The organism is Caulobacter sp. 1776 (assembly GCF_040545685.1).
Classification (GTDB): domain Bacteria; phylum Pseudomonadota; class Alphaproteobacteria; order Caulobacterales; family Caulobacteraceae; genus Caulobacter.
Map to the genome: position 1 here is coordinate 105,070 of NZ_JBEPMI010000006.1, position 14,219 is coordinate 119,288.

At 69.9% G+C, this 14,219-nt stretch carries 14 protein-coding genes; 4 read left to right on the forward strand and 10 right to left on the reverse strand.

Annotation, left to right across the window (positions count from 1 at the left end):
* Positions 1-50: 50 nt before the first annotated feature.
* A complete protein-coding gene (gene purD, locus ABIC66_RS16680; RefSeq protein ID WP_354071401.1) occupies positions 51-1,334 on the forward strand; it encodes a phosphoribosylamine--glycine ligase in 1,284 nt (427 codons plus the stop codon).
* A gap of 111 nt (positions 1,335-1,445) precedes the next feature.
* On the opposite strand, the gene ABIC66_RS16685 is transcribed toward purD, so the two are convergent.
* A complete protein-coding gene (locus ABIC66_RS16685; RefSeq protein ID WP_354071402.1) occupies positions 1,446-1,853 on the reverse strand; it encodes a VOC family protein in 408 nt (135 codons plus the stop codon).
* A 226-nt stretch (positions 1,854-2,079) separates the two neighbouring features.
* Between ABIC66_RS16685 and ABIC66_RS16690 the strand changes: the two genes are divergently transcribed.
* Positions 2,080-3,162 (forward strand): phosphotransferase family protein, encoded by a 1,083-nt coding sequence (locus ABIC66_RS16690; RefSeq protein WP_354071403.1) that lies wholly within the window; start codon positions 2,080-2,082, stop codon positions 3,160-3,162.
* Positions 3,163-3,170: 8 nt separating this feature from the next.
* Positions 3,171-4,457, forward strand: a complete 1,287-nt coding sequence (locus tag ABIC66_RS16695; protein WP_354071404.1) for a metal-dependent hydrolase family protein — start codon at positions 3,171-3,173, stop codon at positions 4,455-4,457.
* Between the two features lie 60 nt (positions 4,458-4,517).
* Here ABIC66_RS16695 and lpxK read toward each other — a convergent pair whose 3' ends face one another.
* The 5 genes from lpxK to ABIC66_RS16720 are packed head-to-tail and all read right to left on the reverse strand — an operon-like array spanning position 4,518 to position 10,327.
* Entirely contained in the window at positions 4,518-5,525 is a 1,008-nt protein-coding gene (gene lpxK, locus ABIC66_RS16700) for a tetraacyldisaccharide 4'-kinase (protein ID WP_354071405.1), read from the reverse strand.
* Positions 5,522-6,766: a 3-deoxy-D-manno-octulosonic acid transferase gene (locus ABIC66_RS16705; protein WP_354071406.1), complete on the reverse strand. Its 1,245-nt coding sequence runs from the start codon at positions 6,764-6,766 to the stop codon at positions 5,522-5,524. Before ABIC66_RS16705 ends, lpxK begins: the two co-directional genes overlap by 4 nt.
* A gap of 9 nt (positions 6,767-6,775) precedes the next feature.
* On the reverse strand, positions 6,776-7,765 hold the full coding sequence (locus tag ABIC66_RS16710; protein ID WP_354071407.1) for a cation diffusion facilitator family transporter: 990 nt from the start codon (positions 7,763-7,765) through the stop codon (positions 6,776-6,778).
* A 31-nt stretch (positions 7,766-7,796) separates the two neighbouring features.
* Positions 7,797-8,510, reverse strand: a complete 714-nt coding sequence (locus ABIC66_RS16715) for a lysophospholipid acyltransferase family protein (RefSeq protein WP_354071408.1) — start codon at positions 8,508-8,510, stop codon at positions 7,797-7,799.
* Positions 8,507-10,327 carry an ABC transporter ATP-binding protein gene (locus ABIC66_RS16720; protein WP_354071409.1) on the reverse strand — a complete coding sequence of 607 codons (1,821 nt, stop codon included), beginning with the start codon at positions 10,325-10,327 and terminating at the stop codon, positions 8,507-8,509. Before ABIC66_RS16720 ends, ABIC66_RS16715 begins: the two co-directional genes overlap by 4 nt.
* A gap of 141 nt (positions 10,328-10,468) precedes the next feature.
* On the opposite strand from ABIC66_RS16720, the gene ABIC66_RS16725 reads away from it, so the two are divergent.
* Complete coding sequence (locus ABIC66_RS16725) at positions 10,469-11,134, forward strand: fused DSP-PTPase phosphatase/NAD kinase-like protein (protein WP_354071410.1); 666 nt, start codon at positions 10,469-10,471, stop codon at positions 11,132-11,134.
* A 74-nt stretch (positions 11,135-11,208) separates the two neighbouring features.
* On the opposite strand, the gene ABIC66_RS16730 is transcribed toward ABIC66_RS16725, so the two are convergent.
* From ABIC66_RS16730 to ABIC66_RS16745, 4 genes are all read right to left on the reverse strand, one after another.
* The gene (locus ABIC66_RS16730; protein ID WP_354071411.1) at positions 11,209-11,442 is read right to left on the reverse strand and encodes a DUF4170 domain-containing protein; all 234 of its coding nucleotides are present in this window, start codon (positions 11,440-11,442) and stop codon (positions 11,209-11,211) included.
* Between the two features lie 20 nt (positions 11,443-11,462).
* The gene (locus ABIC66_RS16735) at positions 11,463-12,242 is read right to left on the reverse strand and encodes a 3'(2'),5'-bisphosphate nucleotidase CysQ (RefSeq protein ID WP_354071412.1); all 780 of its coding nucleotides are present in this window, start codon (positions 12,240-12,242) and stop codon (positions 11,463-11,465) included.
* Positions 12,239-13,570 (reverse strand): TldD/PmbA family protein, encoded by a 1,332-nt coding sequence (locus tag ABIC66_RS16740; RefSeq protein WP_354071413.1) that lies wholly within the window; start codon positions 13,568-13,570, stop codon positions 12,239-12,241. Before ABIC66_RS16740 ends, ABIC66_RS16735 begins: the two co-directional genes overlap by 4 nt.
* A gap of 166 nt (positions 13,571-13,736) precedes the next feature.
* Positions 13,737-14,138, reverse strand: a complete 402-nt coding sequence (locus ABIC66_RS16745; protein WP_354071414.1) for an MAPEG family protein — start codon at positions 14,136-14,138, stop codon at positions 13,737-13,739.
* Positions 14,139-14,219 lie beyond the last annotated feature (81 nt).

Below are 14,219 nucleotides of genomic sequence, written 5' to 3' on the forward strand. Positions count from 1 at the left end.
CGCGTATCCGGTCTTGACCGGTCCCGCCGCCCACGCCACACCCCGCGCTCATGGAAAAGCTGACCATCCTCCTCGTCGGGTCCGGCGGGCGCGAGCACGCCCTGGCCTGGAAGATCGCCCAGTCGCCGCTGTGCGGCCGTCTCGTGGCCGCCCCGGGCAATCCCGGCATCGAAGCCGTCGCCGAGCTGCGCAACGTCAAGGTCACCGACGCCGACGGCCTGGTCACCCTGGCCCAGGAGATCGGCGCGGATCTGGTCGTGGTCGGCCCGGAATCGGCGCTGGAGGTCGGCCTCGCCGACAAGCTGGCCGAGGTCGGCGTCCCCTGCTTCGGCGGCAGCCAGCGCGCCGCCCAGCTGGAGACTTCCAAGGCCTTCACCAAGGACTTTTGCCAGCGTCACGGCCTGCCGACGGCGGCCTATGGCGTGTTCGAGGACGCGGCTTCGGCCGGGGCCTTCCTCGACACCTTGGAGGCCCCCTTCGTGATCAAGGCCGACGGCCTGGCGGCCGGCAAGGGCGTGGTGATCGCCGCGACGCGGGCCGAGGCCGCCGCCGCCGTGGTCGACATGCTGGGCGGCCGCTTCGGCTCGGCTGGCGCGCGGGTGGTGATCGAGGAGTTCATGCACGGCGAGGAGGCTTCGCTGTTCGCCCTTTCCGACGGCAAGACCGCCATGCTGTTCGGCGCGGCCCAGGACCACAAGCGCGCCTATGACGGCGACGAGGGCCCCAACACCGGCGGCATGGGCACCTATTCGCCGCCGCCGGTCCTGACGGAGGCCCTGATCGACCAGGCCTGGCGCGAGCTGATCGTCCCGACCGTCGAGGGCATGGCCGCCGAGGGCAATCCCTATGTCGGCGTACTCTATGCTGGGCTCATGTTGACGAAAGCCGGTCCGAAGCTCGTGGAATACAACGCCCGCTTCGGCGATCCCGAATGCCAGACCCTGATGCTGCGCCTGGACAGCGACATCGTCCCGATCCTGCTGGCGGCGGCCAAGGGTGAGCTGGCCTCGGTCGCGCCGCCGAAGTGGCGCGAGGAGGCGGCGATCTGCGTGGTGCTGGCCGCCGAGGGCTATCCCGACGCGCCCAAGACCGGCGGCCTGATCCAGGACGCCGACGCCGATTTCGGCGGCGAGGCGGTGGTCTTCCACGCCGGTACGACCCGCGACGCGGCGGGGAACCTGCGCGCGGCGGGCGGCCGGGTGCTGAACGTCTGCGCTCTGGGCGCGACCCTGCACGAAGCCCGCGACGTCGCCTATGCGGCGCTGGGGACGATCAGCCTGGAAGGCGGTTTCTACCGCACCGACATCGGCTGGCGGGCGCTGCAGTCGCGCTAAATCCCTGTCATCCCGGAAGCCTCGCAGAGGCTATCCGGGACCGCCGAAAGCACCGCGCTTGTCGTGGTCCCGGCTCTCCCCTGCGCTATGGCCGGGATGACAAGGTGTGACCTATGCGCGGTGGGCGATCTCCACCAGGATGTCGCCCGGCGCGGTGACGTAGAAGCTGAATGCCCCGCGCTGGATCGAGGCCTCGCCGACCGCGACGCCGCCTTCGGTCATGCGCCGATGCAGGTCGCTGACCGCCGCTTCGCTCTCCAGATGAAAGCCGATGTGAAACGGGTAGGGCCAGCTCTGGGCGCCCTGGCTCTGTAGCCGGCTGAGGACCAGAACCAGGCCGGCGCCGTCGCGCAGGATCGAAAGGCCGTTCTGGCCCAAGGTCCGCTCGTGGGTGAAGCCCAGCCAGGTTTCGAAGAAGTCCCGCGTCGCGGCGACGTCAGGAACGGGCAGGTCGAGGTGGTTCAGGCGCATGGCGCTCTCCTTGATGAGGGGCGCGGCGCACGAAAGGCTTCGAGACATCGACAGGATCCACGCGCGCCGAGCCAACGGCGCGGAATTGCGCCGCCGTCTCGTCGCGGGTCCCTGCCCGGAGGCGGGGTACAGGTTCTCCGCGATGCGGAGCGACCGGGCTTACCTAGGTTGGTTCCGGTCCTTGGCCCTTTTTCGACGCCGCCGTTGTAGCGGGTTGCCTCCGGTGCGTCTCCCTCTAAACTCCCGGTTCAAACAAGCGTTGGGGAGAAGCGCCATGGCCGAAGCCGCCGAACAGTCCGCCCAGGACCTGAACTCGGGCACCAAGCCGGTCGACCCGCGCCACGCGATCGACGAAGGCAAACTGGCCGCCTGGCTGGAGGCCAATGTCGAAGGCTATGCGGGGCCGCTGGAGGTGCGCCAGTTCAAGGGCGGCCAGTCGAACCCGACCTACCAGCTGGTCACGCCGGCCAAGAAGTACGTCCTGCGCCGCAAGCCGCCGGGTAAGCTGCTGCCGTCCGCCCACGCCGTCGACCGCGAGTTCAAGGTGATCTCGGGTTTGAACAAGGCTGGCTTCCCGGTCGCCAAGGCCTACGCCCTGTGCATGGACGAAGAGGTCATCGGCACCATCTTCTACGTGATGGACAATGTCGAAGGCCGGATCCTGTGGGACGGGACCCTGCCCGACTACGCGCCGGCCGAACGCCGGGCGATCTACGAGGCCGAGATCGACACCCTGGCGGCGCTGCACAATGTCGACTACGCGGCCGTGGGCCTGGCCGACTATGGCAAGCCCGGGAACTATTTCGCCCGCCAGATCGACCGCTGGACCAAGCAGTACAAGGCCAGCGAGACCAAGCCGATCGCCGAGATGGACCTCTTGATCGACTGGCTGGCCAAGACCGTGCCGGCCGACGACCAGACCTCGATCGTCCATGGCGACTACCGCCTCGACAACATGATCCTGCACGCCACCGAACCGCGCGTGGTCGCGGTGCTGGACTGGGAGCTGTCGACCCTGGGCAACCCGCTGGCCGACTTCAGCTATTTCCTGATGAACTGGGTGATGCCGTCCGACCAGCGCGGGGGGCTCGCCGAGATCAAGGACCTGGAGGCCTATGGCGTGCCGACCATCCCGCAGGCGGTCGCGCGCTACTGCAAGGCCACCGGCCGCGACGGCCTGCCCGAGCTGGACTGGTATTTCAGCTACAACCTCTTCAGACTGGCCGGCATCTGCCAGGGCATCGTCGGCCGCGTCCGTGACGGCACCGCCGCCAGCGCCCATGCGCAGCTGATGGAGGCGCGCGTGCCGGTCCTGGCCAAGGGAGCCTGGGCGTTCGCGCAGAAGGCGGGGGCGTAGGAAACGACATGCGGAAACTGCTGTCGGGCGTCTGCGCCCTGGCGATCGCCGGGGCGCTCTGCGGCGCGGCGCGCGCCGAGACGGTGTTCGTCCAGGCCGGCCGGCTGCTGGCCGATCCCGCCACCGGCAAGGTCGAGACCGCCAAGACCCTGGTGCTGGAGAACGGCAAGGTCGCGCGCATCGTCGACGGCTATGTCGCCGAGCCGGGCGGGACGGTCGTCGACCTGAAGGACAGTTTCGTCCTGCCGGGCCTGATCGACAGCCACGTCCATCTGACCCACGAGCAGAATCCGAACGGCCGGTTGCAGGCGGTGACCCGTTCGTCCGCCGACGAGGCGCTGGTCGGGGCGGGGTTCGCCCGCAAGACCCTGATGGCCGGCTTCACGACGGTCGCGGACCTCGGGGCCGACAACAAGGCGATCTTCGCCCTCCGTGACGGGATCAAGCGCGGCGACGTGCCGGGCCCGCGGATCATCGCCGCCGGCTCGGCCGTGTCGGTCCACGGCGGCCACGGCGACGTCAACGGCTACAGCGAGGAGGTCATGCACGTGCTGCGGCCGACCTCGGTGTGCTCGGGTCCGGACGACTGCCGCCGCGCCGTGCGCGAGCAGGTCTGGCTGGGCGCCGACATCATCAAGATCACCGCGACCGGCGGGGTGCTGTCCAACACCGCCGCCGGCCTGAACCAGCAGTTCTCGGACGGTGAGCTGCAGGCGATCGTCGAAACCGCCCACCGCATGGGCCGCAAGGTCACCGCCCACGCTCACGGCGTCGACGGCATCAACAGCTTCCTGAAGGCCGGCGGCGATTCGATCGAGCACGGCACCTATCTGGACGCCGACAGCATCGCCCTGTTCAAGAAGAACGGCGCCTATCTGATCCCGACCCTGATGGCCGGCGACTTCGTCTATCGGGTGGCTTCGGGTCCGAACAACTTCCTGACCCCGGCCCAGACCGCCAAGGCGCTGGAGGCCGGACCGAAGATGCTGGCCATGGCCCGGCGCGCCCACGACGGCGGGGTCAAGATCGCCTTCGGCACCGACACGGGCGTCTCGGCCCACGGCGACAACGCCGGCGAGTTCGCCCTGTTGGTCAAGGCGGGGCTGACGCCGCTGGAGGCCATCCAGGCGGCCACGGTCAACGCGGCCGATCACTTCTCGCTGTCGGCCGAGATCGGCAGCCTGGCGGCCGGCAAGTCGGCGGACCTGATCGCGGTGAAGGGGGATCCGCTGAAGGACGTCACCGAGCTGCAGCGCGTGACGTCGGTGATCAAGGGCGGGGTGGTTTATAAGTAGGAATCTTCCGCCCCCTCCGCGCTTCGCGCTCCTCCCCCGAAGGGGGAAGAAGGTCACGGCCTACAGCCCGATCCCCATCAGCAGCGCTTCCACCGCCGCCTCGTCCTCGAACCTGGCCCGCACCGGCCAGGGTGTGACCTTCTCGCGCCAGGCCGGCGGCAGGCGCACCCAGTCTTTCTCGGTCGTGACCAGACCCGCGTCATAGACCTTGGCCCGCTCGGCCAGCATCTTCAGCGTCGCCTCGTCGTACTGGCCATGGTCGGGGAAGGGCGCGAAGTCGACCAACTGACAGCCGGCGGCGGTCAGGGCCTTCTCGACCTTCCAGGGCTTGCCGATGCCGGCGAAGCCGACCTGCGGCCCCTTCGGCACGGGGGCGGCGGCCTCCAGCCGGGCGACCAGCACCGGCATGTCGCCGAACTGGACCAGCAGGTCGAAGTCTGGCTGCTCCACGTCGACCGGCAGCAGCACGATCACGGCGTCGGCGCGCGACAGCCCGACCTTCAGCGGCTCGCGCATCGGACCGGCGGGGAACACCCGGCCGTCGCCGAACGGCCACTCGCCGCCGCGGGTCTCGCCGTCGACCACGACCAGGGACAGGGCCTTGCGGACGGTCGGGTTCTGATGGCCGTCGTCCATGACGATGGCCTGGGCCCCGGCCCGGGCGGCGGCGCGGGCGCCGGCGACGCGGTCGGCCGCGATCCACATCGGGAAGTCCTGGGCCAGCATCAGCGGCTCGTCGCCGACGTCGGCGGCCGTGTGGCGGGCGGTGTCGACCTGGACCGGCCCCTTAAGCTTGCCGCCATAGCCGCGCGACAGGCCGTGAGCGACGACGCCGCGCTTGGTCAGGGTCAGCAGCAACTCGCGGACGATCGGGGTCTTGCCCGCCCCGCCCATGGTGACGTTGCCGACGCAGATCACCGGCGCGCCGACGATCGCGGGCGTGGTCCGGGCGAGGCGGCGGCGGGTGACGTCGGCCCAGAGCCACGAGATTGGGGTCAGCAGGGCGCGGGTCAGCGGAGCGGGACCGCCGGTCTTCACGTACCACCAGCGCGGCGTGCCGAGTTTCATGGGACCAGCTCGAGGATGCGGGACAGGCCCACGCGGGCCTCGGCGTCGCGGATGTCGACAAAACTACGGGCGCGGGCCGCGCGGACCTTGGCCCCGATGGGATCGGCGAGGTCGGCGGCGAGCGCGTCGCGGAGCGCGGCGGGCGTGGTCATGGCGACGCCTCCGACCGCTTGCAGCCCGGCGAAGGCCGAGGCCCAGTTGTCGACGAATGGGCCGCTGATGACCGGGCAATCCAGCCGCGCGGCCTCCAGCGGGTTGTGGCCGCCGATGTCGGGGACCAGGCTGCCAGCGATCAGCGACGTCGCGGCCAGCCGGAACCACAGGCCCATCTCGCCCAGAGTGTCGGCGACGATCACGTCGGCCGGCTGGCGCGGCGCCCGGCTGCGGAGGACGGCGGACAGGCCGCGCGCCTGGGCCAGCGCGACGATAGCCGGGCCGCGCTCGACGTGGCGCGGGGCCAGCACCACCGGCGGACGGTTGGGCGGGGCGGCGATGGCGTCCAGGACGATCTCGTCCTCGCCGGGATGGGTGCTGGCGATCAGCAACGGCGGACGCGCGAAGCGAGCGCGTTCGACGGCCAGGGCGGCCGCGTCCACCGGTAGCGGCGCGGCGCCGAACTTCAGGTCCGCCTCGCCACAAACCTTGCCGCCTAAGGCCTCGAAGCGGTCGTGGGCGCGGGCGTCCTGGGCCAGGATCAGGTCGAAACCGGAGAGCAGCCGCCGCGCGGCGTCGGGGCGCTTGCTCCAACTCTTGAAGCTGCGGTCCGACAGCTTGGCCGAGACCAGGGCCAGGCGCGTCCCGGCGGCCTTGGCCTCCAGCAGCAGGTTCGGCCACAGTTCGCTCTCGACGAAGACGGCCAGGCTGGGCTTCCAGCGGGCGATGAAGCGCCGCGCCGCGCCGGGCGCGTCGACCGGCACGTACTGGTGGATCGCGCCCGCCGGCAGGCGCCTGGCCAGCAGGGTGGCCGAGGCGGTGGTGCCCGAGGTGACCAGCACCGTGACCTCCGGTCGTTCCGCGCGCAGGCGCTCGACCAGCGGCAGGATCGACAGGCTCTCGCCGACGCTGGCCCCATGGAGCCAGACCAGCGGGCCGTCCGGACGGGCGGTCGGGGCCTTGGCCAGCCGTTCGGCCAGGCGGGTCGGGTCTTCCTTGCCCTTGCGGGCGCGGCCGGCCAGCAGGACTGGAACGATGGGCTCGAGCAGCCCCGTGGCGGCCCGGTAGAGGCCGAGCGACAGGGTCACACCGCGCCCCTAGACGACATCGGCCGGGGCCAGGCGGCAGCCGTGGGCGCCGCCGCTGGTTTCGACCTGGATGGTCACGTGGCCGATGTTGAACCTGCTGGCCAGCTGGCCGCAGGTCTCGTGCAGGAAGGCGTCATGGTCGGCGCCCAGGGCGCGGACGACGTGGGCGGTCAGGGCCGTCTCGGTGGTGCTCATCGCCCAGATGTGCAGGTCGTGGACCTCGGTGACGCCGGGACGATGCGCCAGCCACTCGCGGACCTTGCCGGTGTCGATGCCGCGCGGGGCGGCGTCCAGGGCCATGTCCAGCGAGTCGCGCAGCAGGCCCCAGGTGCCCAGCACGATGACGGCGACGATGGCCAGGCTGACCATCGGGTCCAGCCACAACCAGCCGGTCAGCGCCATGGCCAGGGCGGCCAGCACCACGCCGGCCGAGACGGCGGCGTCGGCGGCCATGTGCAGGAAGGCGCCCCGGACGTTCAGGTCGTCCTTGGAGCCGCGCATGAACATCAGGGCCGTGGCGGTGTTGATGGCGATGCCGATGGCCGCGACGATCATCACCGGGCCGGCCTGGATCGGCTCGGGCGTGGCGAAGCGGCGGACGGCCTCCCAGGCGATGGCGCCGACGGCGATCAGCAGCAGGGCGGCGTTGGCCAACGAGGCCAGGATGGTGCCCTTGCGCAGGCCGTAGGTGCGGCGGGCGCTGGGCGCGCGCTTGGCCAGCACGGCCGCGCCCCAGGCCATCAGCAGGCCCAGCACGTCCGACAGGTTGTGGCCGGCGTCGGCCAGCAGGGCCAGGGAGTGGGTGATCAGGCCGGCGCCGGTCTCGACCAGCACGAAGCCCAGGTTCAGCGCCACCCCGATCGCGAAGGCGCGGCCGAAGTCCTTGGGCGCGTGGCTGTGCCCGTGATGTCCGTGATGGTGGTGATGGCCATGCGCATGACCATGATCGTGGTGATCATGATCGTGATGGTCGTGCGAATGTCCGTGATCGTGCGGCATGGGTCCTACATCCCACCAAGGGCGGGGCGGATCAATGTTCGGGTGTCGTTTCGCCGACCATCGCCTCGGCGCGGCGAGACACGGCGCTGAGGCGCGCGGCCCACTGGGCCGGCAGCGCATCGACATCGTCGCCGCGCGCCACGCGGCCTGGACTGTCCCAGACCATGGCGGCGCGGGCGAACGGCAGCGGCACGATGGTGCGGTCCCAGCTGTTCAGCCGGATACAGGGCTGCATGGCGATGCCGACGAACAGCACCGGCGCGCCGGTCATGCGGGCCAGGGTCACGACGCCCTTCTCCATATGCTCGGCGGGGCCGCGGGGGCCATCGGGGGTCACGGCCATGGCGTTGCCCTGGCGCAGCCACTGGACCATGTCGCGCAAGGCCTGCTCGCCGCCCTTGTTCTTGGCCGGGTCGGTCTTCTTGGCGGACGAGCCGCGCACGGCCGGGAAGCCGATCTTGTCCATCACCCGGGCGATGAACTCGCCGTCGGTGGACTGCGAGATCAGGGCGTGGATCCGGGGCTTGTCGGGACCTTGCGGCCAGCAGGTGGGAGCGACCGGCACGCGCGAGTGCCAGAAGCACAGGATCGCGCCGCGGCCGTCGCGAAGGCTTTCGGCCCAGACCTGCTCGGCGATCGCCTGGCCCTCGCGGGTCCAGCGCAGCGTCCGATAGGTCAGGCGCAGATAGCCGGCCAGTAGCGAGGTCATGGCGCTCATGACCCAGGGCGAACGCAGAGGCCTCAAGCGGACGTCTCCCCGATTTCGCTTGGGGGCGCATGGTCCAGGTCCTGGGCCTTGGCCAGGCGCGCGTAGAGGCCGCCGGCGCGGACCAGTTCGGCGTGGGTCCCGGTCTCGACCACGCGGCCCTTGTCGATCACGTAGATGCGGTCGGCATTCTTCACCGTCGACAGGCGGTGGGCGATCAGGATGGTGGCGCGGCCGGCCATCAGCCGCTCCAGCGCGGCCTGGACCTGGGCCTCGCTCTCGGTGTCGAGGGCGCTGGTGGCCTCGTCCAGCAGCAGGATGGGGGCGTCCTTCAGGAAGGCGCGGGCGATGGCGATACGCTGGCGCTGGCCGCCCGACAGGCGGGCCCCGGCCTCGCCGACGGCGGTGTCATAGCCTTCGGGCAATTCCAGGATGAAGTCGTGGGCGGCGGCCTGGCGGGCGGCGGCCTCGATCTCCAACTGGCTGGCGCCGGGGCGGGCATAGGCGATGTTGGCGCGGATGCTGTCGTCGAACAGGAACGGCTCTTGGGTGACCAGGGCGATGCGATCGCGCAGGGAGGCCAGGGTCACCGACCGCACGTCGTGGCCGTCGATGGTCACCGCCCCGGCCGTCACGTCGTAGAACCGCGGGATCAGGTTCAGGATCGAGCTCTTGCCGCCGCCCGAGGGGCCGACCAGGGCGACGGTCTCGCCCTTGCGGGCCTGGATCGAGACATCCGACAGGGCGGGGATGTCCGCGCCATACGAGAAGGTGACGTGGTCCAGGGCGATGGCGCTGTCGCCGGCCGGCAGGGCCTTGGCGTCGGCGGGGTCGACGATGGTCGGCGCGACGTCCAGTGCCTCGAACAGCCGGCGAGCGGCGGTCAGGCCTTCGCTGAACACGGTCTGCAGATTGGCGACCTGGCGCAGGGACTGGGCGGCGATGCCCAGCAGGATCACGAAGCTCAGGAAGCCACCGGCGGTGATCGGCGGCAGGGTGAACGGACCGACGACGACGGCGCCGCTGATGGCGCGCCAGCCGGCATAGGCGAAGACCGCGGCGATGACGAGCTGCGAGAACAGTTCGGTGGCCGGCGCGGCCATGGCGCGCGCGTTGCTGCCCTTGATCAGATGGCGCTGGCGACGCTCGACCACGGCGGCGACGCGACCTTCCTCGTAGGCCTCGCGGTTCTCCATCTTGACGATCTTGACCCCGTCCAGGCTCTCCATGATCGCCGTGGAGAGATTGGAGGTCTCGCCCATCGCGCCCTTGGCGGCCTTGGTGGTGCGGCGGGAGAAGTTGCGGATGATGCCGCTGACGGCAGGGACGATGATCAGCACGCCGGCCGCCAGGATCGGGTCGCTGTGCAGCAGGGCCCACAGGGTGATGACGACAGTCAGGCCCTCGCGGACGTAGTTGATGATCCCGGTCGTCGCGGCCTCGCGGATCAGGCCCGCGTCGTACAGCACCGAGGCGACATAGGAGCCCGAGTGCGCGCCGCGCAGCCGCGCCAAGTCCGCGCGGATCAGGCGGCCGAACAGGCGGGTCTGCATGTCCCCGACGACGCCGTTGCCGATGCGGTTGATCAGGCTGGCCTGGATGACCTGGAACACCCCGCGCGCCACCGCCAGGCCGGCGATGGTCAAGGGCACCCAGATCAAGGCGCCGGGCTGGGGCTTGGCGATCAGCTGGTCGACGGCGGGCTGAACGTATTCGCCCAGCAGGACCGTCAGGCGCGCGACGATCACCGCGCTGACCATCGAGACCAGGAAGCCCTTCCAGCGCGGCTTCAGGAACTCGCGCCACATCCGACCCATCAGGGCGCGGTTCGAGGGCTGATTGTCCGGCGAGGTCATGCGGGAGGGGTCGGATTTCAACGCGAGGCTGTCAAGGACGCGAGAGACGCACTGCCGAGGAAAAGCGACGCCATGAGGGCCGCTTTTGCCTTTCGAGGCCGATGCCCCTACTTAGGCGGCGAATTCCCGAAGGACCCCGCCTTGGCCAAGTTCGACCTCACCACGCCCTGGGGCCGGTTCAAGACCTATCTCCACTATCTGTGGAACGACCACGCCTATCTGCGCCTGGGGTTCTCGAACGCCCACTGGATCAGCCCCGAGCTGGTCCGCGCCAACCAGCCTTGGCCGTTCCAGCTGGCCTGGTGGAAGAAGCAGGGCATCAAGACGATCGTGAACCTGCGCGGCGGCTTCGACGGCAGCTTCTACGCGCTGGAGAAGGACGCCTGCGAGCGCCTGGGCCTCAACTTCGTCGACTTCACCATCACCTCGCGCGAGGTCCCGATCCGCGAGCGGGTGCGGGGGGCCAAAGAGCTGTTCGAGACCATCGAATATCCGGCCCTGATGCACTGCAAATCGGGCGCGGACCGGGCGGGGATCATGAGCGTCTTCTACGCCCACTACCGCCTGGGCCTGCCGATCCGCGAGGCGATGCAGCAGCTGTCGCCGCGTTATCTGCACATCAAGCACGGCAATACCGGCGTGCTGGACTACGTGTTCGAGCAGTACCTGGAAGTCGGCGAGCCCAAGGGGCTGACGTTCAGCGAGTGGGTCGAGAGCGACGACTACGATCCGGTCGCGATGAAGAAGACCTTTCGGGCCGGGATGCTGGGGAAGGTGCTGACGGACAGGATCTTGCGGCGGGAGTAGCGGCTCACTCGCCCCGGGGACGGACGACCGCGAAGCGGTCAGGTGGGGGCCAGTGGCCCGGCCCCCTTCAAGCCTCAGCCGACGCTCGGATCCAGCAGCTTGTGCGCATGGATGATGAAGTAGCGCGCGTGGGCGTTGTCCACGGTGGCCTGGGCCTTGGCCTTCCAGGCCTTGTGGGCTTCGTCGTAGTTCGGGTAGGCGCCGACGAATTCGACCTTCGAGAGGTCGCGGAATTCGATGCCGGCGACGTCCTTCAGCTCACCGCCGACGACGAGATGGAGAAGCTGCTTTTCAGCCATTTGGAGCAAGTTCCTGCGAGGAATTATGATTATGGCAGCTCGATATGCCCGACGCGTGACAGGATCAATGGCGCAAGCGCCTGATTGGCGCAAACCAGGCTCGGAACCAGCGGAACGGGGCGATTATAGGCGAATTGTCGCCCCTTGTGGTCGCTGAGCATCGCGCCGGCCCGGCGGCAGATCAGGTCGGCGGCGGCGACGTCCCACTCGCTCTTGGGCGACAGGGCCACGGCGGCGTCGAAGGTCCCGGCGGCCACCAGGCACATGCGGTAGGCGATCGAGTTGCGGCTCTCGATCCGCATCTGCGGCCAGGGTTCGCGCCAGGCCGGGTGAGCGAACATCTTGGCGTCGCCCAGCATGGCCGCGCCCAGCAGCTGGTCGGTGGCGCTGGGCTCGATGATCGCGCCGTTCAGGGTGGCCGGGCCGTCGCGTGTGGCGGCGTAGGTCTCGTTCAGCGCCGGGGCATGGACGACGCCGGCGATCGGCTGGCCGTTCTCGACCACGGCGATCGAGACCGCGAACCACGGCTTGTTCTTCATGAAGGCGGCCGTGCCGTCGATCGGGTCGACGACGAACTGGCGGGTCGTGGTCAGGCGGGCCGGATCGTCGGCCGTCTCTTCCGACAGCCAGCCATAGTCCGGGCGTTCGGCCTTCAGCTCGGTCCTCAGCAGGGTGTCGACGGCGAGATCGGCGTCGGTGACGGGCGAGCCGCCTTCCTTGGACCAGATCTTCAGGCCGCTTTCGCGGGCCGAGAGCGCCAGCTCGCCGGCTTCCTTGGCGGCCTGAAGGATCAGCTCCAGGTCGTTCATTTGCCCGCGATCGCCAGGGCGTCGACCAGCAGCGAGGGACTGTTGCTGGCGCCCCGGAACTCGAGGTCCGAGCCAGGAACCAGGCGGGCGTAGATGTCGATCAGGTTGCCAGCCACGGTGATTTCGGTGACTGGACCGGTGCTCTCGCCGTTCTCGAACCAGTAGCCCGAACAGCCCACCGACCAGTCGCCGGTGTTGCCGTTCAGCGACGGGCCGAACATCGAGGTGACGACGAGGCCGGTCCCCGCGTCCTTCATCAGGCCCTGCAGGTCCTTGGCGCCCGGCTGGAGCGTCAGATTGTGGGTCGAGACGCCGGAGGGGCCCGCGAGGCCGCGCGAGGCGTGGCCGGTGGTGGTCAGGCCTAATTGCCTGGCCGAGCTGGTGTTGAGCAGCCAGGTGGTCAGCACGCCGTCGTCGATCAGGGCGCGGGCTTCCGTCGCCACGCCCTCGTCGTCGAACGGGGCCGAGCCCAGGCCGCGCACCCGGTGCGGATCTTCCACCAGGCGAACGCCGCGGGCGAAGATCGGCTGGCCCAGCTTGTCCTTCAGGAACGAGGTGCCACGGGCGATCGACGGACCCGACATCGCGCCCAGCAGCGGGCCGATCAGGCTCATGGCCAGGCGGTTCTCGAAGATCACCGGGGCGGTGGTCGAGGCGATCTTGCGCGGATTGAGGCGCGCAACCGCCAGGCGGCCGGCTTCCATGCCGATGTCGCCGGCGGCGGGCAGGTCGCCGAAGTGGCGGGTCGAGCGGCCTTCGCCGCCGCGCTCCATGCCCGCGCCTTCGCCGGCGATGGCCGAGGCCGAGATCGAATGGGCCGTGGCCGCGTGGGTTCCGTGGAAGCCGTCGCTGGTCACCAGCGACCACCGCGACGACGACCAGCTGGCCGAACCGCCATCCGAATTGGTCACGCCCTTGACCGCGCGGGCGTGTTCCTCGGCCATCCGGCCCTGGGTCTCCAGGGTCTCGGCCGTGGGCTCGTAGGGGTCGATCAGGTCGAGTTCGGGAAACGGGCCCTTGGCCAGGCGATCCTTGGGCGCGAGGCTGGCATAGGGATCTTCCGGCGCCAGGCGGGCCATGGCGACGGCGCGCTCGACCAGTTTGGCGCGGGCCTCGGCCGAGACGTCCGAGCCGGAGACCGTGGCGCTGCGATTGCCGATGAAGACCCGCAGGCCGAGGTCTCGGGCCTCCTCGCGCTCGACCTCTTCCAGCGCGCCCAAGCGGACGCCGACGGAGAGGGATTGGCGTTCGGCGAAGACAGCTTCGGCCGCGTCGGCCCCGGCCTTGCGCGCGGCGGCGACCACGTCATGCAACAGATTATCGTCCATGCGGTCTTATGGACGAGGGGCCCCGGCGGGGGCAAGCGGCGGCGCAACTTCTATTGTCTTCCCGGCCCTAGCGCAGCGGAGAGCCGGGACGGCCGGAAATGTCAGCGCTTGCCATGGTCCCGGCTCGGCGCGCTTCGCGCTTGGCCGGGATGACAGGTTTTGAAGGTCAGCCGATCGCCGACACCAGCAAGGCCACGCCCGCGAAGATGTAGGCCAGCCAGGTGCAGACCATGCCGACCGACCGGGCGATCGAGGCTCCGCCGCTGTTGGAGAGGCCGACGCCGTGGATCACGCGGCCGGCGAACAGGATGAAGCCGACCACGTGGATGGCTAGCGGCGAGGCGCCGGCCACGGCCAGGACGGCCAGCGCGGCGATGCCGGTCGGGACATATTCCGTGGCGTTGCCGAAGGCGCGGATGGCGCGGGCCAGTTCCGGGATGCCTTCGTCGCCCAAGGCCACCTTGTGCTTCTGGCGCAGACGCACGACCAGCAGCGACAGGATCAGCAGCAGGAACAGGTGAAGGCCGGCCCACAGCGCGGCGGCGTGGCCGGAAGCGATCGTATCCATGAAATCAAGACCCTAGTGCACTGACCGCTCGCCCCCGAACGGAGGGGCCATATGAGGCCTTCCGTCCGGGGTCGGCAAGTC

Coding starts and splice junctions, on each gene's coding strand:
- lpxK (WP_354071405.1), bottom strand. CDS start 5,525: ATGAAACTCGGCACGCCGCGCTGGTGGTACGTGAAGACCGGCGGTCCC.
- ABIC66_RS16710 (WP_354071407.1), bottom strand. CDS start 7,765: ATGCCGCACGATCACGGACATTCGCACGACCATCACGATCATGATCAC.
- ABIC66_RS16690 (WP_354071403.1), top strand. CDS start 2,080: ATGGCCGAAGCCGCCGAACAGTCCGCCCAGGACCTGAACTCGGGCACC.
- purD (WP_354071401.1), top strand. CDS start 51: ATGGAAAAGCTGACCATCCTCCTCGTCGGGTCCGGCGGGCGCGAGCAC.
- ABIC66_RS16695 (WP_354071404.1), top strand. CDS start 3,171: ATGCGGAAACTGCTGTCGGGCGTCTGCGCCCTGGCGATCGCCGGGGCG.
- ABIC66_RS16735 (WP_354071412.1), bottom strand. CDS start 12,242: ATGAACGACCTGGAGCTGATCCTTCAGGCCGCCAAGGAAGCCGGCGAG.
- ABIC66_RS16740 (WP_354071413.1), bottom strand. CDS start 13,570: ATGGACGATAATCTGTTGCATGACGTGGTCGCCGCCGCGCGCAAGGCC.
- ABIC66_RS16720 (WP_354071409.1), bottom strand. CDS start 10,327: ATGACCTCGCCGGACAATCAGCCCTCGAACCGCGCCCTGATGGGTCGG.
- ABIC66_RS16745 (WP_354071414.1), bottom strand. CDS start 14,138: ATGGATACGATCGCTTCCGGCCACGCCGCCGCGCTGTGGGCCGGCCTT.
- ABIC66_RS16685 (WP_354071402.1), bottom strand. CDS start 1,853: ATGTCTCGAAGCCTTTCGTGCGCCGCGCCCCTCATCAAGGAGAGCGCC.